A 26,988-nucleotide genomic window follows, 5' to 3' on the forward strand; every position below is an offset into this window, starting at 1 on the left:
ATCGGGGCGGCAGAGGACAAAACGGCTCCGCAACGGAATGACGGGCGATCCATGATTCCCGCCCTGTGGCAAACCATCGCTATGCCCGCTCACTCTTTCATCGCTGCCAGGCCGGCTTCCGCCGCCTGTTCGTCCTGAGCGTTGTTTCCCCCGCTCACCCCGATTGCGCCGATCAGATGTCCATCATGAAAAATCGGGATTCCGCCAGCAGCCGGCATGGCATGCGGCAATGCCAGCACAGCCATTTTCCCGCCGGTCAAAGCCGTTTCGAATGCTGCGGAAGGGCGTTTGTAAAAGACCGCGCTGATCGCCTTGCGTTCCGCCAGATCCAGGCTCGCGATCTGTGCGTCTGCCATGCGTTCGACAAGGATCGTGCGTCCACCTGCATCGACCACGTTCACCACAATGGCCGTGCCATTCGACACCGCTTTGCTTTCTGCCGCCTGTGCCATGGCGCGTGCCTGAGAAAGCGCGATCACGCCGGAAGACCGGGCCTCGGCGAAGGCCGTGCCCGACAGGAGGCTCAGGCCCATGACAAACCCGCACGCCAGCCGGCACGAAAAGCGGAAATCGGTCTTGGTCGATGCACTCTTGAGTCGCAGCATCCGGCACGCCTTTCGGGTCGTGTTTCGTAATGTCCTGAGCGCCCCTCTGCCACGCGCCACTGCAGTTCCACTAGATCGATCTAAATCACTATATTGTGAACATGGAACTATCATCGCCTTCGCAGAGCCCTTCATACTATGCTGGAAAGCGCTACGAAATCAGCCATCCTTATGAGAATATGTCCTTTTTTTTATGAAGCCACGCGCCGGGTTTTTATATCGGTCTAAAATGATTTTCACGGTTTTCCCGCCTCACGTCCTCGATCACGGTTTTCGTGATCAGGGATGCCCTGTGAAGTATGATGATTATATGGCATCTCGCTCTCTTAACGATATTGAGTATTTTATCCGAGCCCCCACAAAATTCGGATAGAATATAAAGCATACAATACAAATAAAGTCACCGGATCCCAGATGGCAGGCTCTGTATACAAACAAAACCCTCTGCATGTCTTCTATTTTATTCCAATGAAACGCAGGAATTTTGTGTTCATTACAGTTTTTATTTTAAAGTTATCTATCAACACCAACCCATCTCTCGCGCAGAGTGTGCAAGCTGCCCCCAGTGCATCCGACCAGAACCAGATTCTCGGTCCGCGCCAGAATGCCTCATCTCCACTTAACTCGGTCCAACAGAATGCGCCCCCTCAGGCATCCATTCCGCCGGGCATTCTGACGACGTACCCGTCCCCTCCCATTTCACCTCAGGGCGGGCAGCCGGCAGCCATCACCAGGGGGCCGCCCGCCCTGTTTCCCGATCTTTTCGGCGTCACGTCCTGGCTCCGGCGGCGCGGCATCGGCTTTCATTTCGACAATACCAACGAATATGCAGGCGCGCTCCAGGCCCCCACGCGCGGCCCCCATTATGGGAACTACCGTCAGGGATCGAGCAATGCCGGCCAATATTCAGCCAACCTGAACGTGGATTGGGAACAGCTCGCCGGAATCAAGGGGTTCATGACACACATGACCACCGTCGGCCGCTACGGAACCACCGCCAACCGGATGTTCGGCGACTGGCTGGCCCATAGCTCGGAAATTTACGGTGGCGGCGGCAACGTGGCCGTGCATCTGGTCTCTCTCTACGGGGAACAGAGCGTCTTCCATGGAAGGCTGCTGATCGCCGGCGGCCGCATGTCCCAGATGTCGGATTTCGCCTCCAGCCCGCTTTTCTGCAGCTTCCAGAACAATTCGTTCTGCGGACGCCCCAAAGCCGCGGCAGACAGCACATATTACGGCAGCTATCCGGCAGCCACATGGGCCTTTCGCATGAAGGGCCGCCCACGCAAGGACCTGTACATTCAGACAGCCGTCTATTTCGCGGAAAACGGCATTTACATGAACTATCAGCACCGCACCGGCTTCAAATGGAATGGCGCGAATATCGTAGGCTACGAAATCCCCGTCGAAACACAGTGGGAACCGAAATTCGGCACCAACCACGATCTCCCCGGCCATTACAAACTCGGTTTCGTTTTCGACGATGTTCAGAGGGCTGACAATTTCTACAACACCGCCGGGCAATCCTACTATGTCTATGGCGGCAAACAGCTCATGCGGAAATCCTCATGGCAGACATATTTCATGTTTGACCAGAAGCTCATGTCCTATGCCCACCGTCCCGAAACCAGCGGCCTGACCTTCATGGGCGGGTACATCTACAATTCTCCTCACACGTCAGTTCGCGATTTCGAAGTGTATGGCGCGTTCATGAGTCAGGGCCTGATCGCCGGCCGCCCTCTGGACGTATTGGGCGCCGCATTCTCCTATGTCAGCATCGCACCAGGCACGAGAGATACCTCCATTGCCATGGTGGAGGCCGGGAAATATACCGGCATGCCCAACCATGCCACGGGCGCGCAGACGAATGCCCAGGTGCTGGAACTTGATTATTCCATCAGCGTCATGCGCGGCGTAACCTTTACCCCTGACTTTCAGTATTATATGAACCCGAACGGCCAGAAGGGATTGCGCAATGCCGCGATGCTGGGCTTCAAATCTTATGTCTCCTTTTTTTAGATCGGTCCAAGCGGACGTTCGCGCATGATGATTCCGTCTGTATCTGATCGTTTCGGCACGGCGCTTCCCCGCCAGGAGGAATCATACCGGCGCCCGACCTTACGGCAGAGGCCCGCCGCAGCTTTCTCGAACCATCAACTGGCCGGATACGAGAATCCGCATGTTGGAAACACGCGGCTCCGCGATCCGGTCCAGAAGCAGCCGCGCCGCATTGCGCCCCACGCCTGCGGGATCCGTCACGATCGTCGTCAGGGCGGGAAACGACGTCGCGGCCTGCGGCAGGTTGTCGGCCCCGATCACAGCGAAATCGCGACCGGGCAACGCGCCCTCCGAGAGCAGCTTCCCCATGAAGGACAGCGCGACCATGTCGTTGTAGCAGATCGCGGCATCCGGAGGGGAGGAGGACGCCATCATACTTTCCAGCGCACCGAAATCGGAGAGATTGTCGAGATCCGTCGGTATGATCAGGTCGCTTTCCAGGCGATGGCGCCTGAGAGCCCGCTGGAATCCATCAAGGCGCTCGCAGGCCGCCGAGTTTACGGGATAGCCGCCCAGAAAGACGATTCTCTTCCGCCCATGCCGAACCAGATGCGTAACCGCGAGGTCGGTACCGCCAGCATAATCGGGCCCTACATAATCGCCGGCCGTCTGGGACACATGGCGCAAGACCTGCACGTAAGGCAGCCCCGTTTTTTCGATTCCGGAAAGGAGCGTTTCGTCACTTCCTGCCGCGGGGCAGATGATCAGGCCATCCACACTATGTTCCCGCAGGCGCCAGATCTGGCGCATCTGTCGTTCGGGATTATCGGCGCTATTGACCAGAAGCGCCACGATGCTGGCATCGACGAGAACCTCATCGATGCCAAGCAGCAGCTTGCTGAAGAACGGGCTGCCGATATTGCTGAGCACCACACCGATCGTACCGGTTTTCTGCCGTCTGAGATTGGCCGCGCCGCGATTGTAGATGTAGCCAAGCGTATGGATGGCCGCGATCACGCGCTTTCGCGTTTCAGCCGACACAAGGGGGCTTTCCCGCAGCACCAGCGAAGCGGTCGCCCGCGAGACTCCGGCTTCATCGGCAACGGCTTGCAGGTTCACCTTTTTCTGATTGCCACGTGTGCTCACCAGCCTCTCTCCTCTGATTGCGACAGGCCATGAGCATTCAGGCAATGCATTTCAGACAGTCACTTCTTCGTCCGGCGATCATCCCATAGCTCCGGTCATCCGCAAAGGGGCACGCACCTCCCCCAGGAGATACCGAAACTGTTGATCACCATCAGAACGAACCCACAGGAAGAGAAAAACAAAAAGCAGAACAATGGAAAGGAGAAAAATATCGATCGACGCATAAAAATTTTGCAATCCTTGCGACCTGTACAGCGCGGCTTCTGTCAAGCGCCCCCATCCCCACCATGCGTATTTTTATTATATTGGAGTTTACAATGAAAATGCCCTCATCGACCCGACGCCGCTTTATAGGCGGTCTTCTGGGGTCGGCGTCATTCTGGCTTTACAGCGACCATAAGGTCTGGGCCGATGCGCTCGTCGCAGGCAATGCAAGCCCCTATGCACCGCGCTTTTTCAACCAGGAGGAATGGCGCTTCCTGAACGCGGCCTGCGAGCGGATCTACCCCACCGACGCCCACGGACCCGGCGCGCGCGGCCTCGGCGCCCCGGAGTTCATCGACCGCCAGATGGATACCGCCTATGGGCGTGGCGAATTATGGTACATGTCCGGGCCCTTCGTGACCGCGCCGGCCAATCTCGGCTACCAGCTTTCCCTCCCACCGCGCGACGTCTACCGGCAGGGTATCGCAGCCGCCGACGCCTATACCCGTGCGCACCATGACGGTCTCAGCTTTGCCGATCTCGAGGCGACCGAGCAGACGGCCGTCCTGAAAGAGTTCGAGCACAGCGACATGGCACTGGGTGCCGTTCCGGCACACCTGCTCTTCGAGCAACTGCGTCAGAACACGCTCGAAGGCGTTTTTTCCGATCCTCTCTACGGCGGCAACAAAGGTCTCGCCGGCTGGACGCTGCTCGGCTTCCCCGGAGCCCGCGCCGATTTCATGGACTGGGTCAACCAGGAAGGGGCCGCCTATCCGTTCGGCCCCGTCTCGATCTCCGGCGAAACAGCCTAAGGATTTTCATATCATGACCACGAAGAAGACCGACGCCATCGTGATCGGTGCAGGCTGGGCGGGATCGATTCTTGCCAAGGAACTGACCGAGGCCGGCCTCTCGGTCACCATTCTGGAACGGGGAGAAGACCGTGCGACGGCCGTGGAAGGCGATTACCCCACCTCCATCGACGAACTCCGCGGCGCCATCCGCCACCGGCTTTTCCAGAACCTGTCCCAGTCGACGGTCACCATTCGCAACACGATCGACCAGACCGCGGTGCCCTATCGGCGCCTTGCGGCCTTCCTGCCCGGCGAAGGCGTCGGCGGTGCCGGGCTTCACTGGTCGGGCGTCCATTTCCGCGTCGCGCCGGACGATCTGGCGCTCCGCACCAACGTCGTGGCCAGATACGGCAAGAGCTTCATTCCCGAAGGCATGAACCTTCAGGATTACGACGTGACCTATGAGGAACTGGAGCCCTTCTTCGACAAGGCGGAGAAAGTCTTCGGCACGTCGGGCGAGCCCTACACCATCAAGGGCAAGGTCGCCGGCACCGGCAATCCCTTCGCCCCGGATCGCTCCGACGCCTTTCCCCTGCCGGCGATGAGAGACGTCTACTCCGCCAGCCTCTTCAAGAAGGCGGCCGCCAATGTGGGCTATCACCCCTATTCCCTGCCGGCGGCCAATGCCTCGGCCCAATATACGAACCCCTATGGCGTGCAGATGGGGCCGTGCAATTTCTGCGGATATTGCAGCGGCTACGATTGCTACATGTACTCCAAGGCCTCCCCCAACGTGAACATCCTGCCCGCCCTGCGCCAGGATCCGAAATTCACGCTGATCACCAAAGCCCATGTCCTGAAAGTCGATCTCGACAGCGACGGCAAGAAGGCGACGGGCGTCACCTATCTGGATCTGCGCACCAACCAGCAGGTCCAATTGCAGGCCGACCTCGTCATCATCAGCGCCTTTCAGTTCCACAACGTTCATCTCATGCTGCTTTCCGGAATCGGCGAGCCGTATGACCCGGTCAAGAACACGGGAACGATCGGACGGAATTTCGTTTACCAGACGATCACGACCTCCCGCGCCTGGCTTCCCTCCAAGCAGTACACCAACCTGTTCGTCGGTGCCGGTGGCGCGGGTGTCGCCATCGATGATTTCAACAGCATGAATTTCGATCACGGCCCCCTCGGCTTCGTGGGGGGCTCGCCCGTGTGGGTCAATCAGGCCGGCGTCAAGCCGATCGCCGCCGCCATCGGCGGGCCGGGCGGAAAAGCCCCGACCTGGGGCGAAGGCTACAAGGACGCCATGGTGGAGACCTACCGCCATTCGCTCACGATCGACGCCCACGGCAGCAACATGGCGTATCGGGACATCTATCTGGACCTCGACCCGACATACAAGAACGCCTACGGGCAGCCCCTGCTCAGAATGACGTTCACCTGGAAAGACAACGATATCCGGATGAACCAGTATGTGGTGAGCAAGATCGAGCCCATCATGAAGGAAATGGGGGCGACACGGTACGCGCTGGGCCAACTCCACGCCAACGACGTCTTCGATACCCGCCGCTATCAGACGACCCATCTGGGCGGCGGCGCCGTCATGGGGGCCGACCCGAAGACGAGCGCCATCAACCGCTACCTGCAAAGCTGGGACGTCTCGAACGTCTTCGTCATCGGCGCCAGCGCGTTCCCGCAGGGCATGGGATACAATCCGACCGGCATGGTGGCCGCGCTCGCCTATTGGGCAGCCTATCACATCCGCACGACCTATCTGAAAAACCCCGGCCCCATGGTGCAAGCATGAAACACTGCACATTCTCGTTCACGACCGCTCTTGGCGCCGCTGCCCTTCTCGTGCTTGCCCACATGCCGCAGGCGCGCGCGGACTCTGCTGAGGATCTGGTCGCCAAGGGGCGATATGTCGCGGAAGCCTCCGATTGCAGCGCCTGCCACACCATCAAGGGCGGCCGCCCCTTCGCGGGCAGGATGGAATTCAAGCTCCCCATTGGATCGATCTATTCCTCCAATATCTCGCCCGACCCGGCGCATGGCATCGGCGCCTATTCCGAGGCCGAGTTCGCCCGCGCCGTGCGTGAAGGTGTCCGTCGCGACGGGGCGAGCCTCTACCCCGCCATGCCGTTCCCGTCCTATGCCCGCATGAGCGACAGCGACATTCACGCGCTCTACGTCTATTTCATGAAAGGCGTTCAGCCGGTCGCCCAGGCTGCCCCTGCCAACGGCATTCCCTGGCCGATGTCGATGCGCTGGCCGATGATGTTCTGGCGCGCGGTCTTCGCGCCCTCCGTCGCCTCGGCGCAGAAAGACGTCAATCGCACCTTCCCCACCCCCGCCATCGCCCGTGGCGCCTATCTGGTGGAAGGCCCCGGCCATTGCGGCGCCTGCCATTCCCCGCGCGGTATCGCCTTGCAGGAGAAAGCCCTGTCCGCCAGCACGGGAACGGTCTTCCTGTCAGGCGGCGCGCCGATCGACGGTTTCGTGCCGACCAGCCTGCGCCAGGATCAGCGCAGCGGCCTGGCGGCCTGGTCCGAGGATGACATCGTTGCGTTCCTGTCGACAGGGCGGAACCAGAAAGGTGAAGCCTTCGGCGGCATGACCGATGCCGTCTATCACGGCACGCAGCATCTCAGCCCGGAAGACCTGCGCGCCATGGCGCAATATCTCCGCTCTCTCCAGCCCAACAGCCCGAACGCGCCGGCATGGCATTACGACTCCGCAGCAGCGGCGGCCTTGCAGCACGGCGATGCCTCGGCCCGTGGCGCCAAGGTGTATGTCGATCATTGCGCCGCCTGCCACCGCACGGACGGCCACGGCTACGCACCGGCCTTCCCTCCGCTCGCCGGCAATCCCGTCGTCATGAGCGACCAGCCGGACTCCCTGGTTCATATCGTGCAAAGCGGCGCGACCCTTCCGGGCATGAGCAAGGCGCCATCGGCATTCGTCATGCCGTCCTACAGCCAGATGCTCAGCGCGCAGCAGATTGCGGATGTGGTGACGTTCATCCGTGGCGCCTGGGGCAACAATGCCTCCCCCGTCGATGCCGCGACGGTCACGAGCCTGCAGAAATCCGCCCCACCCCGGGTCCTGGAGGAAAAGCCCGTTCCGCTGAACTGAACCAGCGGAAACGCTTCTCGACCAAGGTGCCCGACATACTCTCCGGGCACCAAAAGGCGGCGGCAAACGCTCCCCCAAAAAAAAACGGGCGCCGGATCCTCTCCGGCGCCCGTTCTTTTTTTCTAAATCAGGCGAAATTCAGCGATAGATGGGGAAGCGGGCACAGAGTGCCTTCACCCGCTCATGCACCGCCTGCTCGGTCGCGGCGCATCCTTCATCGCCCTTCTCGGCCACGGCGGTCAGAACCTCGTCGATCATCACGCCGATCGCGCGGAATTCCTCGACACCGAATCCGCGTGCGGTGGCGGCCGGGCTGCCGAGACGAATGCCAGACGTCACCGCCGGCTTCTCCGGGTCGAACGGCACCGCGTTCTTGTTCGCCGTGATCCCGGCGCGCTCCAGGGCGCGCTCGGCGGCGCGGCCGGTCACCTTCTTGGGGCGCAGATCGACCAGCAGCAGATGGCTGTCGGTGCCGCCGGTCACGATGTCGAAGCCGCGCGCCAGCAGCGTCTCGGCCAGCACGTTGGCATTCGCCGCCACCGCTTCCTGATAGGTGCGGAATTCCGGCTGCAGGGCCTCGCCGAACGCCACCGCCTTGGCCGCGATGACATGCATCAGCGGTCCACCCTGCAGGCCGGGGAACACCGCCGAATTGATCTTCTTCGCCAGGTCGGCATCGTTGGTCAGGATCAGCCCGCCGCGCGGACCGCGCAGTGTCTTGTGCGTGGTGCTGGTCACGATATGGGCATGCGGCACCGGCGAAGGATACAGGCCAGCCGCCACCAGCCCCGCGAAATGGGCCATGTCGACCATCAGGAAGGCCCCGACCTCGTCCGCGATGGCGCGGAAGCGCGCGAAGTCGATCACGCGCGGATAGGCCGAGCCACCCGCCACGATCAGCTTCGGCCGCTCGGCGCGGGCCAGGCGCTCCATCCCCTCGTAATCGAGCAGCCCATCCTCCTGCCGGACGCCGTACTGCACAGCATTGAACCACTTGCCGGAATAGTTCGGCGCCGCCCCGTGCGTCAGATGGCCACCGGCCGCCAGGCTCATGCCCAGGATGGTGTCGCCGGGGCTGACCAGTGCCATGAAGGCCGCCTGATTGGCATTGGCGCCGGAATGCGGCTGCACATTGGCGAACCCGGCCCCGAACAGCGTCTTCACCCGCTCGATCGCCAGGGACTCGACCTTGTCCACCTCGACACAGCCGCCATAATAGCGGCGGCCCGGATAACCCTCGGCATATTTGTTGGTCAGGACGCTGCCCTGGGCCTCCAGAACGGCCAGCGAGACCATGTTCTCGCTGGCGATCAGCTCGATCCCGTCACGCTGCCGCTCCAGCTCGCCCGTGATCATCCCGGCCACCGCCGGATCGCGTTCGGAAAGGGGGGCGCGGAAATAGGACTGCAACCCGCTCTGGCTCATCTGGTCCGGCATCGTTATAATCTCCAAACTTTCATGCAACGCTTCAGCCCGTCCCCCAGAAGAGTTCCAGTGGCCCCTGTCCGCACGTCCTTGATCCGCGCGTCATTGCAATTTCGCGCATTCTAGCGTCTCCACGCCGGAGAGGCCACACGCCGAATAGCCGATATCCGCCTGCCGGTCGCGCCGCGACCCGGTTTGTTCCCGTCCGACATTCCCTTATCAGGAGACGCCCTGCATGGCGCAGCCGCCCGTCACTCGTTCCAGCTCGAGCCTGCTACGCCGCAAACGAATCGAAATTCCGTCCGATACGCAGGGCCTGCGGCGGGTCCTCGGCCCGGCCAGCCTGATCGCGCTGGGAATCGGCTGCACCATCGGTGCCGGCCTGTTCTCGCTCACCGGCATCGCCGCGTCGGAGAATGCGGGCCCCGCCGTGGTGCTGTCCTATATCGTCGCCGCCATCGCCTGCGGCTTCGCCGGGCTGTGCTACAGCGAACTGGCCAGCATGATCCCCATCGCCGGCAGCGCCTACAGCTATGCCTACATGGCGCTGGGCGAGGTCGTGGCCTGGATCATCGGCTGGGACCTGGTGCTGGAATATGCCGTCGGCGCCGCCGCCGTGTCGGTCAGCTGGTCACGCTACGTCGCGTCGTTGTTGGGCAGTTGGGGGATTTCGCTTCCACCCAGGCTGCTCGCTTCCCCCTTCGAGACGGTCGCGCTACCCGACGGCAGCCACGTGGCGGGGCTGATGAACCTGCCGGCGGCCTTCATCATCTGCGTCGTCTCGGCGCTCCTGATCCGGGGCGTGTCCGAATCGGCGCGGGTCAATGCCGTCATCGTGGTGGTGAAGCTGGCGATCATCATCGCCGTCGTCGCCTTCGGCGTGCCCTATATCAAGACCGCGAACTACGTCCCCTTCATTCCGGACAATACCGGCACCTTCGGCCATTTCGGCCTCTCGGGCATCATGCGCGCGGCCGGCACCATCTTCTTTGCCTATGTAGGCTTCGACGCCGTCTCCACGGCGGCGCAGGAAGCCCGCAATCCCGGGCGCGACATGCCGATCGGCATCCTGGGCAGCCTGCTGATCTGCACAGTCGCCTATGTCCTGTTCTCGCTCGTGCTGACAGGACTGGTGAACTACAAGGACATGCTGGGTGACGCGGCACCAGTCGCCACCGCGATCGACCAGACCCCCTTCGCCTGGCTGAAGCTGGCGGTGAAGTTCGGCATCATCTGCGGCTTCACCTCGGTCCTGCTGGTCCTGCTGCTGGGCCAGAGCCGCGTCTTCTACGCCATGTCGCGTGACGGGCTGCTGCCGCGCCTGTTCGCCTCCATCCACCCCACATGGCGCACGCCGTGGTATTCCAACCTGCTGTTCATGGTCCTGACCGGCGCGCTGGCAGCGTTCCTGCCCATCGACCAGCTCGCCCACATGACCTCGATCGGCACCCTGCTGGCCTTCGTCATCGTCTGTATCGGCGTCATGTTCCTGCGCCGCAGCGCCCCGGACATGGAACGCCGCTTCCGTGTGCCCGGCGGCCCGACCATCCCCATCCTCGGCATCGTCTGCTGTATGGCGGTCATGCTGTCGCTGGACGGGCTGACCTGGATCCGGCTGGCGGTCTGGCTGGTCATCGGCATGGCGATCTATTTCGGCTACAGCCGGCGCAACAGCCACCTGGCCCAGAATAGCTGACCGGCGGCGGGCGCGGGGCATATCGGCTCCCGCCCCGCGCGTCTGGCCACGCTGGTGAACGCGTTCCATAATATGCCGGTCATTTCCGGAGACCGCATCATGACGCTCGGCCAGTTTCCCACCACCCGCCTGCGCCGCAACCGCCAGGACCCGTTTACCCGCCGCCTGGTCGCCGAGACGAAACTGACGGTCGACAACCTGATCTGGCCGATCTTCGTCATGGAAGGCACCGACAGCCAGACCGACGTGGCATCGATGCCCGGCGTGCGCCGCGTGACGCTGGACCGGCTGGCCGCCCATGTCGAACCGGCGGCGAAGCTGGACATTCCGGCCCTCGCCCTGTTCCCCATCACCCCCACCAGCCAGCGCGACGAAAAAGGGTCCGAGGCCGTCAATCCGGACAATCTGATGTGCCGCGCCGCCCGCCTGCTGAAGCGCGAATTCCCCGAAATGGGCCTGATCGGTGACGTGGCGCTGGACCCCTATACCGACCACGGCCATGACGGGCTGATCCGCGACGGCTACGTGGTCAATGACGAATCCGTCGATGTGCTGTCGCGGCAGGCCGTCAACCAGGCGGCGGCGGGAATCGACATCATCGCCCCCTCCGACATGATGGACGGCCGCATCGGCGCCATCCGGCGCGACCTGGACGCCCAGGGCCTGGTCGGCACACGGATCATGTCCTACGCCGCCAAATATGCCAGCGCCTTCTACGGCCCGTTCCGCGACGCCCTGGGCTCGGGCGGCCTGCTGAAAGGCGACAAGAAGACCTACCAGATGGACCCGGCCAACAGCGACGAGGCCCTGCGCGAAGTGGCGCTGGACCTGGCCGAAGGCGCGGACATGGTGATGGTCAAGCCGGGCATGCCCTATCTGGACGTCATCCGCCGCGTCCACGACCGCTTCGCCGTGCCCACCTTCGCCTATCAGGTGTCGGGCGAATATGCGATGCTGACCGCCGCCATGGAAAATGGTTGGCTGGACCCGGAGCGCACGATGCTGGAAAGCCTGCTGGCCTTCCGCCGCGCGGGTGCCAGCGGCGTGCTGACCTATTTCGCGGTCGAGGCCGCCCGCCGCCTGCGCGACGGCTGATCCGCCGGAGCCGCCAGCAGCCCCCCGTCATGCGCACGTCACAAATCGTCATTCTCATGGCGGTTTGTGATGCAAGCCGGTTCCTTTGCCGTTACCATCGGTCGGACCGCTGCCTCGCGACGCTTCAGGTTATGTACGGGGCGCGTTGTCATCCCCGGCCCGTATGGGGCGCTGAAGCCAGTCGAGGAGGCGTATGACCTATACATCGCCGCGTCGCCCGCAGCTTTTCTACACGACCGCTCCCATGCCATGCCCCTATGTTTCCGGTCGCATGGAACGCAAGGTCGTGACCGATATCGGCGGCCCGGACGCCGAACGGCTGCACAACCGCCTGTCGCGCGCCGGGTTCCGGCGCAGCCACACCATCGCCTATGCCCCGGTCTGTCCGTCGTGCAATGCCTGCGTACCCATCCGGGTCCCGGTCGCCACGTTCAGCCCCGACCGGACGCAACGCCGCACCCTGCGCCGCAACGCGACGATCGAAGGGTTCGAAGTCCCGGCCCACGCTACGACCGAGCAGTTCGTGCTGTTCCAGCGCTACCAGTTCGCCCGCCATGCGGAAGGCGACATGGCGGCGATGAATTTCTACGATTACCGCGCGATGATCGAGGACACGCCCGTCGATACGGCGATGGTCGAATTCCGCACCCCGGAAGACCAGCTCGTCTGCGTCAGCCTGATCGACCGGCTGGATGACGGGCTGTCGGCGGTCTACAGCTTCTACGACCCCGGCATGGAAGAGCATTCACTGGGATCATACGCCATCATGCACCTGATCACGTATGCCGGGCGCCTGGGCCTGCCCTATCTCTATCTGGGCTACTGGATTCGCGACAGCGCCAAGATGGCCTATAAATCCCGCTTCCGCCCGGCGGAAATCCTGCATCACGGCAGCTGGACGGCGCTCGACCCCGCCAACCTGCCCGCCAATGGCGGCAGCACGACCCGCTTCCCGATCGGCCTGCCGGAATAGCGGGACGCCTACCCCCGGCCTTATGCCTTCGGACGAGGTTTACGCGTCGCCCAGGCGGGCGCCGCGCGCCCGACATCGGCCCGCTTGCCCAGATAATCGCGGAAATCGGCAAAGGCGCGCACCCGTGCCGGATCGGGCCACGCCACGCCATCGGTCGATGACAGGATGCACGCATCCAGCAGCCCGCCATCCTTGTATTTCTGCAGCGCCACGCCCAGGCCGCGCGCCATTTCCGGCAATTGCGCCACCGGGAAGACCAGCATGCGGTGATTCTGGCCCAGCACCACCACATGGTCGCCGTCGACCGGCAGGCAGATGCGCGCGCTCTCGTCGTCCTTCAGGTTCAGCACCTGCCGCCCGGTGCGCTTTTCCGCCACCATGTCCTCGTCGCGGACCACAAGGCCGCGCCCGGCGCTGGACGCCAGCAGATGCCGCCCGCCCTCGCGCACCGGGAACACCGCGATCACGTCCTCATCGTTCGACAGATCGGCCAGCAGGCGGATCGGCTGGCCGTCGCCCCGCCCACGCGGCAGGTCGGCAGCCCGCACCGTAAAGGCCCGGCCATCGGTGGCGAAGAAACACAGCCGGTCGGTGGACTGGCATTCCACCGCCAGGCGGAACTTGTCCCCCTCCTTGAATTTCTGCGCCGCCGGATCGACCGCATGACCCTTGACGGTCTTGACCCACCCGTTGGCCGACATGATCAGGGTCAGCGGCTCGCGCTCCACGGCTTCGACCACCGACACGTCGATGGCGCGCGGCGGGGCCGCCAGCTCGGTGCGCCGCGCGCCCAGCTTGCCACTGCCGAACGCCTTGCGGATCTCCTTGATTTCCCCGGCAATCGTCTTCCAGCGCAGGGTCTCGCTCTCCAGCAGGGCATTCAGGCCCGCACGCTCGGCGGTCAGGTCGGCATGTTCCTTGCGGATCTCGATCTCTTCCAGCCGGCGCAGGCTGCGCAACCGCATGTTCAGGATCGAATCCGCCTGCAATTCGGTCAGCGAGAACGTCGCCATCAGCCCGGCCTTGGCGTCATCCTCCTCGCGAATGATGCGAATCACCTCATCGAGGTTCAGATAGACCGCCAGGAAACCGTCCAGGATCTCCAGCCGGCGGTCCACCGCCTGCAACCGGTGGCGGCTGCGCCGCTGCAACACCTCGTGCCGATGGTCCAGCCACGCCTGCAGCACCTCGCGCAGATCGCGCACGCCCGGCACCCGGTCGGCCCCCAGCACGTTCATGTTCAGGCCGAACCGGCTTTCCAGCGGCGTGGCACGGAACAGCGTCTCCATCAGCACTTCGGGCTCGACGCCGCGCGATTTCGGCTCCAGCACCAGGCGGATGTCGGTGGTGCTCTCGTCGCGGATATCGCCCAGAAGCGGCAGCTTCTTCTGTTCCATCAGATCGGCGATCAGCTCGATCAGGCGCGATTTCTGCACCTGGTACGGAATTTCCGTCACCACGATCTGCCAGGTGCCGAACCGCCCCTGCTCCACCCCCCAGCGGGCACGGATGCGGATGCTGCCGCGCCCGGTCTCATAGGCCTGCAACAGCGTCGCCCGATCCTCGACGATCACACCGCCGGTCGGGAAATCGGGGCCCGGCATCAACTCCATCAGGTCGGCCACGCTGGAGTCGGGCTTGCGGACCAGCAGCATCGCCGCGTCACAGATCTCGCCGACATTATGGGGCGGAATATTGGTGGCCATGCCCACCGCGATTCCCGCCGCGCCATTGGCCAGCAGGTTCGGAAAGGCCGCCGGCATGACGACCGGTTCCTCTTCCTCGCCATCATAGGTCGGGCGGAAATCGACCGAATCCTCGTCGATTCCCTGCAACAGCGCGCGGGCGACCTCGGTCATCCGGGCCTCGGTGTACCGCATGGCCGCCGCGTTATCGCCGTCGATCGAACCGAAATTCCCCTGCCCTTCGACCAGCGGGTACCGCACGGCAAAATCCTGCGCCAGCCGCACCAGCGCCTCATAGACCGAGGCATCGCCATGCGGATGGTATTTACCGATCACATCGCCGACCACGCGGGCGCATTTCTTGAACCCGGCAGTCGGGTCCAGCCGCAATTGCCGCATCGCGTAGATCATCCGCCGATGCACCGGCTTCAGCCCGTCGCGCACGTCGGGCAGCGACCGCGACATGATGGTGGACATCGCATAGGCCAGGTAGCGCTCGCTCAACGCTTCCGCGAGGGGGGTTTCCTCGATATGGCCACTGGTTTCCACTGACATGCGCACTCCTCCTGTCCGGAGGAACAGATAGAGAAAACGCAGGATTTGTCCATCGGGCGGATGGACGGCAAATGGGCGCTCAGCCCAGCGCCGCCATCGCCCCGATCATGTCCGCCAGCCGCAACCGCGCGGCGGGCAGCGGCCGGTGATGCTGGCCGAAGGCATCGCGCGCCAGGAAATGCCCCGTCAGCCGCAACCCATCCTGCCAGTCGGCGCTGGTGCCGGGATCGGCCTCGTCCAGAAACAGAGGCGGCAGGCGCAGCAGCCGTGGCCGCCACGTACCGGCCCCTGCGTCGCTGACGGCCCGCCCGGTGCGGGGCGACACCCAGGCCAGCCCGTCCGTCGCCCCCGTCACCGCGCAGGCCGACAGATCGAGCCCATAGCCCAGATCGCCCAGCAGGCAGGCCTCCCACCGCAGCAGGGCGGCCATGCCGTTCCACGCCGCCATCTCCGGGTCCAGGCTGATCAGGGCAAAGAAGCGCGTCAGCAGATGAAAGATGCGCGGATGCGGCTCGCGCTCCGGCAGGCTGCCATCGGCCACCGCGCAGACCGAGGCCAGCATGGCCAACGCCAGCGGGGCGGACATCACCCGGGCCGCCGACCCATGCACCAGTTCGCCGGAGAGATTGCCCAACTGCTCGGGCAGACGGCCGCGCCACACGGCCCGGACCAGATTGCCGGGCTGCCACAAGGCCCGCCCGGCGCGCGCGGCACCGCCGCGCGACAGACCGTGGAACAGTCCATGCTCCTCGGTCAGCAGATGAACGATGGCGCTGCTCTCGCCATAAGGGGCGGCAGACAGCACAAGGGCGGGCGCCTCCCATTCCATCAGGAAGGCCCCGCCCCGTTCATGCCGTCAGCCGGGCGCCGATCAGCCGCCGGCGGCCTTCGCGACTTCGGCCGCGAAGTCGTTCTCTTCCTTCTCGATGCCTTCGCCGAGCTGGAAGCGCTCGAAGCCGTTCAGCTTCGCCCCGGCCTTCTCGACGACCTTGCGCACGCGGCTCTCGCCGTCATGCACCCACACCTGCTCCAGAAGAACGACTTCCTCGTAGAACTTGCGGATACGGCCATCGACCATCTTCTCGATGATCGCCTCGGGCTTGCCCGACGCACGCGCCTGCTCGACCAGCACCGCGCGCTCACGCTCCAGCGCGGCCGGATCGACACTGTCGATATCCAGCGCGGCCGGACGGGTCGCGGCCACATGCATGCCGATCTGGCGACCCAGAATCTCCAGCGCCTCGCTCTCGGACGGAGCTTCGATAGCGGCCAGGACGCCGATCTTGCCCAGGCCCGGACGAACGGCCGAGTGGATGTAGCTGGCCACGACGCCCGACGGCACGCTCAGCACGCGGGCGCGGCGGATCGACATGTTCTCGCCGATGGTCGCGATCAGGTGCGTCAGTTCCTCGGCAACCGTGCGGCCGCTCTCGAGCATGACTTCCTTGATCTTCTCCAGATCCTCGCCGGCCGTCAGCGCGGCCTTGGCCACGGCTTCGGCAAAGCCCTGGAAGCTCTCGTTGCGGGCGACGAAGTCGGTCTCGGCGTTCACTTCGACGATGGCGGCGCGGTTCGGGGCCGAAGCCACGGCAACCAGGCCTTCGGCCGTGACACGGCCCGACTTCTTCGCCGCGGCGGCCAGACCCTTCTTGCGCAGCCAGTCGATGGCCGTTTCGATCTCGCCAGCGGCCTCGTTCAGGGCCTTCTTGCAATCCATCATGCCGGCGCCGGTCTTCTCACGAAGTTCCTTCACCAGGGCCGCGGTAATCTCCGCCATATCCGTCTCTCCTCAAGGCAGGGGCGCGTCCTGCCTTCCGGCCGGACGCGCCCGCGCTTTCATCATCATCAAGACCCCGTCCCGTGGATGGGCCAGGGTCCCTTCAACCGGTTCGCCGGGATCAGACCGCCGGGGCGGTCTCGGCTTCTGCCGCCGCCACTTCGGCGGCGGTGTCGATCGGCAGCTCCTCGGCAGCGCCGAAATCCTCGCCCGACGCGCCCAGCTCGGCGGAAATGCCGTCCAGCACCGCGCCCGACACCAGCTCGCAATACAGCGCGATGGCGCGGATGGCGTCGTCATTGCCCGGGATCGGGAAGGTCACGCCGCGCGGGTCGGAATTGCTGTCCAGGATCGCCACGACCGGAATGCCCAGCTTGTTGGCTTCCTCGACCGCCAGCTTCTCCTTGTTCGTGTCGATCACGAACAGGATGTCCGGCAGGCCGCCCATTTCCTTGATGCCACCCAGCGAGCGCTCAAGCTTCTCGCGGTTGCGGGTGATGTCCAGGATTTCCTTCTTCGTCAGGCCGTGCGTGTCGCCGCTCAGCATGTCGTCGATCTGGCGCAGGCGCTTGATCGAACCGGTGATGGTCTTCCAGTTCGTCAGCATGCCGCCCAGCCAGCGGTGGTTGACGTAATACTGGCCGGACCGCTTCGCGGCCTCAGCGATCTGGTCGGCGGCGGCGCGCTTGGTGCCGACGAACAGGACGCGGCCGCCACCGGCGACGGTGTCACGGATCGCCTTCAGGGCGCGATCCAGCATCGGAACGGTCTGCTGCAGGTCGATGATATGGACCTGGTTGCGCACGCCGAACAGGAACGGCGCCATGCGCGGGTTCCAGCGACGGGTATGGTGTCCGAAATGGACGCCGGCTTCCAGCAGTTGGCGCATGGTGAAATCGGGCATAGCCATGGCGGCTGAATCCTTGATCTTCTGGTTGTTCCTCCGCGAGGCCCCGGTCCCACAGGGGGACACCAGAGGAATTGCCTCGCGTGCGAATTGCCGGTGTTTCCACCGACGGGCGTCCTATGGCCATTTTCGCCGCGGAATGCAAGCCGCGCGTGGCGGAAAGCCGCCTCTCAGCCTTGCTCCACGCGCGCGACACCCGCCACCGCCCGGATCGTCTGGGCCATGCGCGGCGTCACGCGATAGGCGCCCCGCAACGTCACCTCGACATCCCGCGTCTCGGCCACCGACGGCAACAGCACGACCTTGCCGCGCCCCCCCCTGCTGTCGGACAGGATGTCATGGATCGGCGGCACCGCATCCTCGCGGTCGAACCAGATGCGCAGTTCCGCCGCCGCGTCGGCCGCCGCCTGTTCCAGCGAGACCACATCGCTGGCGGTGATACGCAGCGCCTCGCCATCCAGCCGCAGATCCGCCGTCACCAGGATGGCGGTCCCGGCGGTCAGGATCTCACGGGTGCGCGACAGAACCTCGGAAAACAGCGTGACCTCGCACCCGCCGCTGGAATCGGACAGGCGAACCCACGCCATCTTGCTGCCTGTACGCGTCGGCCGCTCCTTGCGGTCGACCACGCACCCCGCGATCTTCACGCGGGTCAGCCCGGCCTGGGCTGCCGCCTCCAGCCCCGTGGCCCGCACCGCCCCCAGCCGGCGCAGCAACGGCCCATAGGAATCCAGCGGATGCGCCGTCAGATGGAAGCCGATCGCCTCCGCCTCCATCCCCAGCCGCTCGAATTCCGGCCAGTCGGCCACGTCGGGCAGGCGCAGCGGCTCGGGCGCCGCGGCAGCCCCCCCGCCGCCAAACAGGCCGATCTGCCCGCTGGCCGCTTCCTCCGCCTGCGCGTTCGCGCGGCGCAGCACGGTTTCCGAAGCCGCCGCAACCAGATGCCGGTTAGGGGTGATGGTATCGAAGGCTCCGGCCTTGGCCAGGTTCTCGATCTGCATCTTGTTCAACTGCCGCGGATCGACCCGCGCAGCCATGTCAGCCAGATCGGCGAACGGGCGCCCGCCACGCGACGCCACCAGCGCCTCCATCGCCGAAAACCCGACCTTCTTCACCGCCGCCAGGGCATAGCGAATGCCCAGCCGCCCATCGGCCAGGCGCTCCACCGTAAAATCCGGGCCCGAAGCGTTGATGTCGGGCGGCAGTACCGGAATCCCCAGCCGCTCGGCCTCCTGGCGCAGGGCCGCCAGCTTGTCGGTCTTTTCCCGCGCCAGCGACATGCACGCCGCCAGGAAGGGCACCGGATGGTTCGCCTTCATCCACGCCGTCTGGTACGACACCAGCGCATAGGCGGCGGCATGGGATTTATTGAACCCGTAATCCGCGAACTTGGCCATCAGGTCGAAGACCTCGACCGCCTTGTCATGGTCGATGCCGCGCCCCACCGCCCCCTCGGTGAAAATCTCGCGCTGCGTGTCCATCTCGGCGCGGATCTTCTTGCCCATCGCGCGGCGCAGCAGGTCGGCGCCGCCCAGGCTGTAGCCCGCCATCTTCTGGGCGATCTGCATCACCTGTTCCTGGTAGACCATGATGCCGTAGGTCTCTTCCAGGATCGAGCGGATCTCCTCGTGCGGCGGCTCCCACGCCTCGCCATGCTTGCGGCGGCAATAATCCGGGATGTTGGCCATCGGCCCCGGCCGATACAGCGCCACCGCCGCGATCAGATCCTCCAGCCGCGTCGGACGCATCTGCTTCAGAACGTCGCGCATGCCAGCACCTTCGAACTGGAACACGCCGCCGGTATCCCCGCGCGCCAGCATCTCGTAGGTCAGCGCGTCATCCAGCGGCAGGGCGGACAGTTCCACCGTCTCCCCCAGCCCCTTGAGGAACTGCACCGCGCGCTGAAGAATCGTCAGCGTGGTCAGGCCCAGGAAGTCGAACTTCACCAGCCCCGCCTGCTCGACGAACTTCATGTTGTACTGCGTCACCAGCATGTCGCTCTTCGGATCGCGATAGAGCGGCACCAGTTCGACAAGCTGACGGTCGCCGATCACCACGCCGGCAGCATGCGTACTGGCATGCCGATACAGGCCCTCAAGCTGCTGGCCGATCTCCAGCAGGCGACGGATCGCCTCGTCGTCGTCGCGCATTTCCTGCAACCGGGGCTCGCCCTCGATCGCCTGCTTCAGGGTCACGGGCTTGGCCGGATTGTTCGGAATCAACTCCGCAACCTTGTTGACCATGCCGAACGGCAGGCCCAGCACGCGGCCCACATCGCGCACCGCCGCCCGCGCCTGCAATTTTCCGAAGGTGATGATCTGCGCCACCCGGTCGGGGCCATATTCCCCCCGCACGTAGCGGATCACCTCGTCCCGCCGGTCCTGGCAGAAATCGATATCGAAATCGGGCATCGACACGCGTTCCGGGTTCAGGAACCGCTCGAACAGCAGGTTGAAGGGAATCGGATCGATATCCGTGATCGTCAGCGCCCAGGCAGCCAGCGACCCCGCACCCGATCCACGCCCCGGCCCCACCGGAATGTCATGCGCCTTCGCCCACTGGATAAAGTCGGCAACGATCATGAAATAGCCGGGGAAGCCCATCTTCGCGATGATATCGAGTTCGAAGGTCAACCGGTCGCGATAGACCTGCCGGGTCCCCTCATCCATCGTCATGCGCGAAAGGCGGTTTTCCAGCCCTTCGGCCGCCATCGCGCGCAGCGTTTCCTCTTCGGTCGATCCCGGCTGCACCTTGGGGCATACCGGCAGCAGCGGCTTGCGCGTCTCCACCCGCACCGCACAGCGCCGGGCGATGGCCAGCGTGTTGTCGCAGGCCTCCGGCAGATCGGCGAACAGTTCGCGCATCATCTCGGGCGGCTTGAACCAATGTTCCGGCGTCACCCGCCAGCGGTCGCGCTCGGCGATCGTGCGCCCCTGCGCGATGCACAGCAGCGCATCATGCGCCTCGTACATCCCCGGATTGGGGAAGAAACATTCATTGGTCGCCACCAGCGGCAGCCCCAGCCGGTCGGCCAGCGCAATCATGCCCGGCTCCACCGCCTGCTCGACCGGCAGGCCATGGCGATGCAACTCCACCGCCAGCCGGTCGCCAAACGCCTCCCGCAACGTTTCCAGCCACCGCGCGGCCTCGGCCTGCTGCCCATCGGCCAGCAGGCGAAACAGCGGCCCCCGCGTGCCCCCGGTCAGCAGGATCAACCCTTCGGCGCGCGCGCACAGCGTCTCCAGCGGTACCGTCGGCTCGGCAGTATCGCCCTGCAGGAACCCCTGCGAGGACAGATATTGCAGGTTCATCAACCCGGTATCGTCCTGCGCCAGCAGCACCACCGGCTCGGCCGGCAGGCCGGGCTTGTCCCCGCGCGGCGGCAGGCCGATCTGGCAGCCGATGATCGGCTGCACGCCCTTGCCCGAGCAATATTGCGAGAACTCAAGCGCCCCGAACAGATTGCCCGTATCGGTGATCGCCACCGCCGGCATCCGCATGTCCTTCGCCAGCCCGGCGATATCCGGCACCCGGATCGCCCCCTGGCTCAGCGAATAGGCGGAATGGACACGAAGATGGACGAAATCGGCGTAGGACATGCCCGGAATTCTATCACAAGGCCCTTCGTTCTTTTTTGAAAAAAAGAACCAAAAAAACTTCTGATCTGTTCAGGAGCTTTGTACGTGCGCCTTATAAGGCCCTGAACGAATCAAAAGTCTTTTTGCTTCTTTTTCTTCAGAAAAAGAAGACCCTGCCTACCCGCCTATAGACTCACCAACTGCCCATCGCGCAACGTCACCACGCGATCCATCCGCGCCGCCAGCTCCTCATTATGCGTGGCAATCAACGCCGCCACCCCCTGCCCCCGAACCATGTGCAGCAATTCATCGAACACGGCCCCAGACGTCTTCACGTCCAGATTCCCCGTCGGCTCGTCGGCCAGCAGAATGCCCGGCCGATTAGCCAGGGCACGCGCAATCGCCACCCGCTGCTTCTCGCCACCGGACAGACGCCCGGGCAGATGGTCCAGCCGATGCGCCAGCCCGAACGAGCCCAGCAGCGCCTCCGCCCGCACCCGCGCATCGGCCCGGCGTACGCCCGCGATCAGTTGCGGCAACACCACATTCTCAAGCGCCGTGAATTCCGGCAGCAGATGATGCGCCTGATAGACAAAGCCGATCATGCGCCGACGGATCGCGGTCCGTTCCAGATCCCCCAGCCGCCCGGCATCCTGCCCGCCAACGATAACCTGGCCCGCATCGGGCGATTCCAGCAGCCCCGCCAGATGCAGCAGAGTCGATTTGCCCGTGCCGGACGGCGCAACCAGCGCCACGATCTCGCCGGCCCGCAGGCTCAGATCCACACCCCGCAGCACGTCCAGCCGTTCGTCGCCACTGCGAAAGGTGCGGCGCACATCACGCAGCACCAGCGGCATATCGGATGCGTCATTCATGGCGCAGGGCCTCCACCGGATCAGTCCGCGCCGCGCGCCAGGATGGATAGAGCGTCGCCAGCAGCGACAGCACCAGCGCCATGCCGATCACCTCGAACACCTGCGACCAGACCAGCTTCGCCGGCAGGCGCTCCAGATAGTAGATTTCCGGATTGAACAGATTGGTCCCGGTCAGCGATTGCAGGAACTGGCGGATCCGCTCGATGTTCAGACAGAACACGATCCCGATCACGGTGCCGATCGCCGTCCCCGTCACCCCGACCGAAGCCCCGCACATCAGGAAGATGCGCATGATCGCCCCGCGCGTGGCGCCGATGGTGCGCAGGACCGCAATATCCCCGGTCTTGTCCTTCACCATCATGATCAGCGACGAGATCACATTGAACGCCGCCACCAGCACGATCAGCGTCAGGATCAGGAACAGCACATTCTGTTCCACCTGCACGGCGCCAAAGAACGCATTGTTGCTCTGCGTCCAGTCCAGCACCCGCACGCGCGGATCGGCGACGACCGCCTGCTCGATCGCCTGACGCACCGGCCGCACATTCGTCGGGTCCCGCGTCATCACTTGGATCTGCGTCACCTGCGCAGGCATCTCGAAATAGATCTGCGCCGCCGCCAGCGGCAGGAACACATAGCCCACATTATAATCGTTCATACCGGCATCGAAGATGCCGACCACGTGATAGGCACGGATGCGCGGCATGGTGCCGAACGGAGTCGCCGCCCCGTTGGGCGAGATCAGCGTGATCTTCGATCCCACCGACAGCCCCGCCCGCTCCGCCAGCGTCACGCCGATGATGATCGCGTCATTGCCGACAAACTTGTCCAGCGACCCGGCCACCAGCGAATCGCTGACCTCATGCAGGTCCCGCAGCCCCTGCATGGTCATGCCCCGCACCATGCCGCCCGCATTGTACGAGCCCGAGTTGAGCAGCGCCTGCCCCTCGATCAGCGGCGTCGCGGTCACCACGCCGGGCACCTGGCGCACAGTCGCCGCCAGATCGTCATAATCCCCGATGGTCCGGCTCACGCCGAACAGGCTCAGATCACCGTTCAGGCCCAGGATCCGTCCCATCAGGTCGGCCTTGAACCCGTTCATCACCGACATGACGATGATCAGCGTCGCGACACCCAGCGCGATGCCGACCAGCGAGAAGATGGCGATGACCGATACGAACCGCTCGCCCTTGCGAGCCCGCAGATACCGGCCGGCAACCGCCCGTTCGAACGGACCGAACATGGATCAGCCCCCGAGGATACGCGTCAGGGCCTCATCCACCGGCAGCTCGACGCGCGTGCCATCGGCGCGGCGCTTCAGTTCCACCACCCCATCCTTGGCACCGCGCGGGCCGACGATGACCTGCCACGGATGACCCATCAAATCGGCATCGGCAAACTTCACGCCCGCACGCTCGCCCCGGTCGTCGTAGAGGAAATTCTCCGGCGCGGCCGCATAGATCTTCTCGCAGATCGCATCGCAGGTGGCGTCGCCCGATTTCAGGTTCAGGATCGCGGCACGGAACGGCGCCACGCTGTCGGGCCAGATAATGCCGTTCTCGTCATGGCTGGCCTCGATGATCGCGGCCACCAGGCGCGAGACGCCGATCCCGTACGACCCCATTTCCGGATAGAGCGGCGCCCCGTCCGGCCCGCTGACGGTGATCCCCATCGATTCGGTATATTTGCGGCCGAAATGGAAGATATGGCCCACCTCGATGCCCCGCCCCTCGCGCCGACGCTCGTCCGGCACATTCGCCCAGGCAGCCTCGTCATGCTTCTCGTCCGTCGCGGCATAGAACGAGGTCATGCGGGTGAAGAACGCGTCCAGCGACTCCCGATCGTCGATATCCACCGGCTCCGACAGCCAGTCCTGCGCCTCGAACGCACTGTCGAAGAAGACGCCGCTCTCGCCGGTCGGCGCCAGGATCAGGAATTCATGGCTCAGCTCGCCGCCGATCGGCCCGGTATCGGCCACCATCGGGATCGCCTTCACGCCCAGCCGCTGGAAGGTGCGCAGATAGGCCAGCATCATCCGCCGGTAGGAATCGACCGCCGAGGCATAATCGACATCGAAACTGTAGGCGTCCTTCATCAGGAACTCGCGCCCGCGCATCACGCCGAAGCGGGGCCGCACCTCGTCGCGGAACTTCCACTGGATATGGTACAGCGCCTGCGGCAGTTCGCGGTACGATTTGATCACCTGGCCGAACAGGTCGGTGATCATCTCCTCGTTGGTCGGCCCGTACAGCAGCTCGCGCTCATGCCGGTCCTGGATGCGCAGCATTTCCGGTCCGTAGGCGTCATAGCGGCCCGATCGCTTCCACAATTCGGCCGACTGGACGGTCGGCATCAGCAGTTCCTGCGCCCCGATCGCATCCTGCTCCTCGCGCACGATGCGCGAAATGTTCTGCAGCACGCGCCAACCCGCCGGCAACCAGGCATAGATCCCCGCCGCCGTCTGGCGGATCAGCCCGGCCCGCAACATCAGCCGGTGGGAAATGACCTGCGCCTCGGCAGGATTCTCCTTGAGAGTGGGCAGGAAGCCGCGCGACAGACGCATACCGTTATCAACCTCGAAAGACCGGCGCAGCGCCGGATGGTTCGTTATTCAGGACAAGACGAATACGCCAGAATCCGCGCCGCCGCCATGTCCGGCAACACGGCCCGCGTCAGGATGAACAACACCCAACTGTGAAGGGCCGGAGCCGCCCCAACCCGTGACATGCCGGGTCAGGGCTCATAAAGTGCGGCCACCCAATCCGGAGAAACGCCGGGTTTAGGGAAAAACGTCCGGGGCCGGCAGGAAGGACGACGCACCTTTCTGCCGCAACCCTCCCGGTCTCCTCTCCTGGGGGCACCTCTTCCGAAGAGGCCTAGACCCGCAGCAGATGGACGTCGACCAGCGGCCGCTTCTGCAGTTTCCGCCCCAGCGCACGACGCAGCGCTGTCTTCGCCGCCTCGCGGAACGTATTGTCGTCCCGGCGCAGCTCGTCGGGGATCTCATCCAGCGCATTGCCGAATTCTTCGGTCAGGCGGGAGGTCTCGGGGTCCTCGGGGTCCAGCAGTCCGGGCGCGCTCACCTTCGGGTCGCCGATCAGATAGCCCTCGTCATCCACCGCGAAGCTGCCCATCACGATGCCGTTGAACAGCATGCGCCGGCGTGCCGCCAGCACGCCGCCATTCATCGGCAGCAGCCGCCCGCCATCCAGCACCAGCCGGCCGGTCGGCGCGGTATCCACCACCTCGACCGCACCCGGCGCCAGGTTCAGGATGTCGCCATCTTCAAGCAGGATCGGCAGCACACCCTTTTCGCGCGCGATCGCGGCATTGGCCGTCAGGTGGCGCCATTCGCCATGCACCGGCACCGCAAAGCGCGGCCGCACCAGGTCGAACAACCGCCGCACATCGCCACCCGTGGCATGGCCGGACACATGCACCAGATGGTCACGATCGGTCAGCACCCGCACACCACGCCGGGTCAGATTGTCCTGCACCTGCATGACCGCCTGCTCGTTGCCCGGGATCATGCGGCTGCTGTAGATGACCGTATCCCCCTCGCCCAGCGAAATGTTGGGGTGGCTGTCGCTGGCGATACGCGACAGGGCCGAACGCGGCTCGCCCTGGCTGCCGGTGATGATCATCACCACCTCGTCGTCGGGCAGCGAATTGGCTTCCTGCTCGGACAAAAAGGGTGGCACATCGGCCAGATAGCCGCATTCCCGCGCCGACACGTCCAGATTGCGCAGCGAACGGCCGACGATCACCACCGACCGGCCGGCCGCCTGCGCCGCCTTGGCGATGGTCTCGATGCGGGCCACGTTGCTGGCAAAGCAGGTCACGGCAATGCGCCCGCTCAGCGAGGCGATCAGGTCGGTCATGCTCCGCCGCACGTCGGATTCCGACGCCGACGGCCCCTGGGTCATCACATTGGTGCTGTCGCAGACCATGGCCAGCACGCCCTCGTCGCCCAGGGCTTCGAACGCCGCGACATCGGTGGGCGGCCCCACCATCGGCTGCGGGTCGAACTTCCAGTCGCCGGTATGCACGATAATGCCATGGGGCGTGCGCAGCACCACCGCCTGCGCCTCGGGCACCGAATGCGTCACCGGGATGAAGCGCAGGTCGAACGGCCCGACATTGAAGGCGCCGCCCGGAGCGATGACGTGGATCTTCACCTGCTGGGTCAGATGCGCCTCGCCCAGCTTGCGGCGCAGCACCGAGGCTGCGAAAGGCGTGGCATAGATCGGGCAACCCAGACGCGGCCACAGATGGGCGACCGCCCCCAGATGGTCTTCATGCGCATGGGTAATGACCAGCCCGGCCAGATCGTTCTTGCGCTCGACGATGAAGACCGGGTCCGGCATCAGGATCTCGGCTTCCGGCGTGTCGTTGCCGGAAAAGCCGATACCGCAATCGATGGCCAGCCAGGTGGATCCCAGCCGGTAGAGATTCAGATTCATGCCGATCTCGCCCGTTCCGCCCAGGGGCAGAAAGGCCAGACCATCATTGGTGTCGTTCATAACCTATCCTTTTG

Annotated in this window: 20 protein-coding genes; 7 read left to right on the forward strand and 13 right to left on the reverse strand. The window is 64.4% G+C overall.

Going from position 1 to position 26,988, the window contains the following annotated elements; translation table 11 throughout:
* Positions 1-89 precede the first annotated feature (89 nt).
* Complete coding sequence (locus tag HLH29_RS00470; RefSeq protein WP_246373533.1) at positions 90-605, reverse strand: GlcG/HbpS family heme-binding protein; 516 nt, start codon at positions 603-605, stop codon at positions 90-92.
* A gap of 414 nt (positions 606-1,019) precedes the next feature.
* Here HLH29_RS00470 and HLH29_RS00475 point away from each other — a divergent pair, with 414 nt between their 5' ends.
* Entirely contained in the window at positions 1,020-2,624 is a 1,605-nt protein-coding gene (locus tag HLH29_RS00475; RefSeq protein ID WP_246373535.1) for a carbohydrate porin, read from the forward strand.
* A 99-nt stretch (positions 2,625-2,723) separates the two neighbouring features.
* Here the strand turns inward: HLH29_RS00475 and HLH29_RS00480 are convergent, their stop codons facing one another.
* Both HLH29_RS00480 and HLH29_RS00485 read right to left on the reverse strand, forming a co-directional pair.
* A complete protein-coding gene (locus HLH29_RS00480) occupies positions 2,724-3,749 on the reverse strand; it encodes a substrate-binding domain-containing protein (RefSeq protein ID WP_182964045.1) in 1,026 nt (341 codons plus the stop codon).
* Positions 3,750-3,827: 78 nt separating this feature from the next.
* Positions 3,828-4,019, reverse strand: coding sequence for a hypothetical protein (locus tag HLH29_RS00485; protein WP_182964046.1), 192 nt, complete (start codon positions 4,017-4,019; stop codon positions 3,828-3,830).
* A 47-nt stretch (positions 4,020-4,066) separates the two neighbouring features.
* Here HLH29_RS00485 and HLH29_RS00490 point away from each other — a divergent pair, with 47 nt between their 5' ends.
* From HLH29_RS00490 to HLH29_RS00500, 3 genes are read left to right on the forward strand one after another with little or no spacing between them, the layout of a single operon-like run.
* The gene (locus HLH29_RS00490; RefSeq protein ID WP_182964048.1) at positions 4,067-4,765 is read left to right on the forward strand and encodes a gluconate 2-dehydrogenase subunit 3 family protein; all 699 of its coding nucleotides are present in this window, start codon (positions 4,067-4,069) and stop codon (positions 4,763-4,765) included.
* A 13-nt stretch (positions 4,766-4,778) separates the two neighbouring features.
* Entirely contained in the window at positions 4,779-6,557 is a 1,779-nt protein-coding gene (locus HLH29_RS00495; protein ID WP_182964049.1) for a GMC family oxidoreductase, read from the forward strand.
* Positions 6,554-7,885 (forward strand): c-type cytochrome, encoded by a 1,332-nt coding sequence (locus tag HLH29_RS00500; RefSeq protein WP_408871926.1) that lies wholly within the window; start codon positions 6,554-6,556, stop codon positions 7,883-7,885. Before HLH29_RS00495 ends, HLH29_RS00500 begins: the two co-directional genes overlap by 4 nt.
* A 138-nt stretch (positions 7,886-8,023) precedes the next feature.
* Here the strand turns inward: HLH29_RS00500 and glyA are convergent, their stop codons facing one another.
* Positions 8,024-9,322 carry a serine hydroxymethyltransferase gene (gene glyA, locus HLH29_RS00505; RefSeq protein WP_408871927.1) on the reverse strand — a complete coding sequence of 433 codons (1,299 nt, stop codon included), beginning with the start codon at positions 9,320-9,322 and terminating at the stop codon, positions 8,024-8,026.
* Between the two features lie 223 nt (positions 9,323-9,545).
* Between glyA and HLH29_RS00510 the strand changes: the two genes are divergently transcribed.
* The 3 genes from HLH29_RS00510 (at position 9,546) to HLH29_RS00520 (ending at position 13,074) form a co-directional block, all read left to right on the forward strand.
* The gene (locus tag HLH29_RS00510; protein ID WP_182964050.1) at positions 9,546-11,006 is read left to right on the forward strand and encodes an APC family permease; all 1,461 of its coding nucleotides are present in this window, start codon (positions 9,546-9,548) and stop codon (positions 11,004-11,006) included.
* Between the two features lie 99 nt (positions 11,007-11,105).
* Positions 11,106-12,101 (forward strand): porphobilinogen synthase, encoded by a 996-nt coding sequence (gene hemB, locus HLH29_RS00515; protein WP_182964051.1) that lies wholly within the window; start codon positions 11,106-11,108, stop codon positions 12,099-12,101.
* Between the two features lie 193 nt (positions 12,102-12,294).
* The gene (locus HLH29_RS00520; protein WP_182964052.1) at positions 12,295-13,074 is read left to right on the forward strand and encodes an arginyltransferase; all 780 of its coding nucleotides are present in this window, start codon (positions 12,295-12,297) and stop codon (positions 13,072-13,074) included.
* A 20-nt stretch (positions 13,075-13,094) separates the two neighbouring features.
* Here HLH29_RS00520 and parC read toward each other — a convergent pair whose 3' ends face one another.
* From parC to HLH29_RS00565, 9 genes are all read right to left on the reverse strand, one after another.
* Positions 13,095-15,314, reverse strand: a complete 2,220-nt coding sequence (gene parC / locus HLH29_RS00525; protein WP_182964053.1) for a DNA topoisomerase IV subunit A — start codon at positions 15,312-15,314, stop codon at positions 13,095-13,097.
* Between the two features lie 79 nt (positions 15,315-15,393).
* Complete coding sequence (gene recO / locus HLH29_RS00530) at positions 15,394-16,143, reverse strand: DNA repair protein RecO (protein WP_182964055.1); 750 nt, start codon at positions 16,141-16,143, stop codon at positions 15,394-15,396.
* Positions 16,144-16,185: 42 nt separating this feature from the next.
* Positions 16,186-17,091, reverse strand: a complete 906-nt coding sequence (tsf, locus tag HLH29_RS00535; protein WP_182964057.1) for a translation elongation factor Ts — start codon at positions 17,089-17,091, stop codon at positions 16,186-16,188.
* Between the two features lie 121 nt (positions 17,092-17,212).
* Positions 17,213-18,001: a 30S ribosomal protein S2 gene (gene rpsB / locus HLH29_RS00540; RefSeq protein ID WP_182964058.1), complete on the reverse strand. Its 789-nt coding sequence runs from the start codon at positions 17,999-18,001 to the stop codon at positions 17,213-17,215.
* Between the two features lie 167 nt (positions 18,002-18,168).
* Positions 18,169-21,597 (reverse strand): DNA polymerase III subunit alpha, encoded by a 3,429-nt coding sequence (gene dnaE, locus HLH29_RS00545; RefSeq protein ID WP_182964060.1) that lies wholly within the window; start codon positions 21,595-21,597, stop codon positions 18,169-18,171.
* A 164-nt stretch (positions 21,598-21,761) separates the two neighbouring features.
* Positions 21,762-22,451 carry an ABC transporter ATP-binding protein gene (locus tag HLH29_RS00550; RefSeq protein ID WP_182964061.1) on the reverse strand — a complete coding sequence of 230 codons (690 nt, stop codon included), beginning with the start codon at positions 22,449-22,451 and terminating at the stop codon, positions 21,762-21,764.
* Positions 22,444-23,694 carry a lipoprotein-releasing ABC transporter permease subunit gene (locus HLH29_RS00555; RefSeq protein WP_182964062.1) on the reverse strand — a complete coding sequence of 417 codons (1,251 nt, stop codon included), beginning with the start codon at positions 23,692-23,694 and terminating at the stop codon, positions 22,444-22,446. Before HLH29_RS00555 ends, HLH29_RS00550 begins: the two co-directional genes overlap by 8 nt.
* Before the next feature lie 3 nt (positions 23,695-23,697).
* Positions 23,698-25,014, reverse strand: a complete 1,317-nt coding sequence (proS, locus tag HLH29_RS00560) for a proline--tRNA ligase (protein WP_182964063.1) — start codon at positions 25,012-25,014, stop codon at positions 23,698-23,700.
* Positions 25,015-25,327: 313 nt separating this feature from the next.
* Positions 25,328-26,974, reverse strand: coding sequence for a ribonuclease J (locus tag HLH29_RS00565; RefSeq protein WP_182964064.1), 1,647 nt, complete (start codon positions 26,972-26,974; stop codon positions 25,328-25,330).
* Positions 26,975-26,988 lie beyond the last annotated feature (14 nt).

This window comes from Gluconacetobacter tumulicola, assembly GCF_014174215.1.
GTDB classification, from domain to species: Bacteria; Pseudomonadota; Alphaproteobacteria; order Acetobacterales; family Acetobacteraceae; genus Gluconacetobacter; species Gluconacetobacter tumulicola.

Bases quoted from the DNA above. Each gene is read 5' to 3' on its own strand.
- HLH29_RS00500 (WP_408871926.1), top strand. From the start codon at position 6,554: ATGAAACACTGCACATTCTCGTTCACGACCGCTCTTGGCGCCGCTGCC.
- HLH29_RS00475 (WP_246373535.1), top strand. From the start codon at position 1,020: ATGGCAGGCTCTGTATACAAACAAAACCCTCTGCATGTCTTCTATTTT.
- rpsB (WP_182964058.1), bottom strand. From the start codon at position 18,001: ATGGCTATGCCCGATTTCACCATGCGCCAACTGCTGGAAGCCGGCGTC.
- HLH29_RS00520 (WP_182964052.1), top strand. From the start codon at position 12,295: ATGACCTATACATCGCCGCGTCGCCCGCAGCTTTTCTACACGACCGCT.
- recO (WP_182964055.1), bottom strand. From the start codon at position 16,143: ATGGAATGGGAGGCGCCCGCCCTTGTGCTGTCTGCCGCCCCTTATGGC.
- HLH29_RS00550 (WP_182964061.1), bottom strand. From the start codon at position 22,451: ATGAATGACGCATCCGATATGCCGCTGGTGCTGCGTGATGTGCGCCGC.
- HLH29_RS00495 (WP_182964049.1), top strand. From the start codon at position 4,779: ATGACCACGAAGAAGACCGACGCCATCGTGATCGGTGCAGGCTGGGCG.
- parC (WP_182964053.1), bottom strand. From the start codon at position 15,314: ATGTCAGTGGAAACCAGTGGCCATATCGAGGAAACCCCCCTCGCGGAA.
- glyA (WP_408871927.1), bottom strand. From the start codon at position 9,322: ATGCCGGACCAGATGAGCCAGAGCGGGTTGCAGTCCTATTTCCGCGCC.
- HLH29_RS00510 (WP_182964050.1), top strand. From the start codon at position 9,546: ATGGCGCAGCCGCCCGTCACTCGTTCCAGCTCGAGCCTGCTACGCCGC.
- dnaE (WP_182964060.1), bottom strand. From the start codon at position 21,597: ATGTCCTACGCCGATTTCGTCCATCTTCGTGTCCATTCCGCCTATTCG.
- HLH29_RS00470 (WP_246373533.1), bottom strand. From the start codon at position 605: ATGCTGCGACTCAAGAGTGCATCGACCAAGACCGATTTCCGCTTTTCG.
- tsf (WP_182964057.1), bottom strand. From the start codon at position 17,091: ATGGCGGAGATTACCGCGGCCCTGGTGAAGGAACTTCGTGAGAAGACC.
- HLH29_RS00490 (WP_182964048.1), top strand. From the start codon at position 4,067: ATGAAAATGCCCTCATCGACCCGACGCCGCTTTATAGGCGGTCTTCTG.
- hemB (WP_182964051.1), top strand. From the start codon at position 11,106: ATGACGCTCGGCCAGTTTCCCACCACCCGCCTGCGCCGCAACCGCCAG.
- HLH29_RS00555 (WP_182964062.1), bottom strand. From the start codon at position 23,694: ATGTTCGGTCCGTTCGAACGGGCGGTTGCCGGCCGGTATCTGCGGGCT.
- HLH29_RS00565 (WP_182964064.1), bottom strand. From the start codon at position 26,974: ATGAACGACACCAATGATGGTCTGGCCTTTCTGCCCCTGGGCGGAACG.
- proS (WP_182964063.1), bottom strand. From the start codon at position 25,014: ATGCGTCTGTCGCGCGGCTTCCTGCCCACTCTCAAGGAGAATCCTGCC.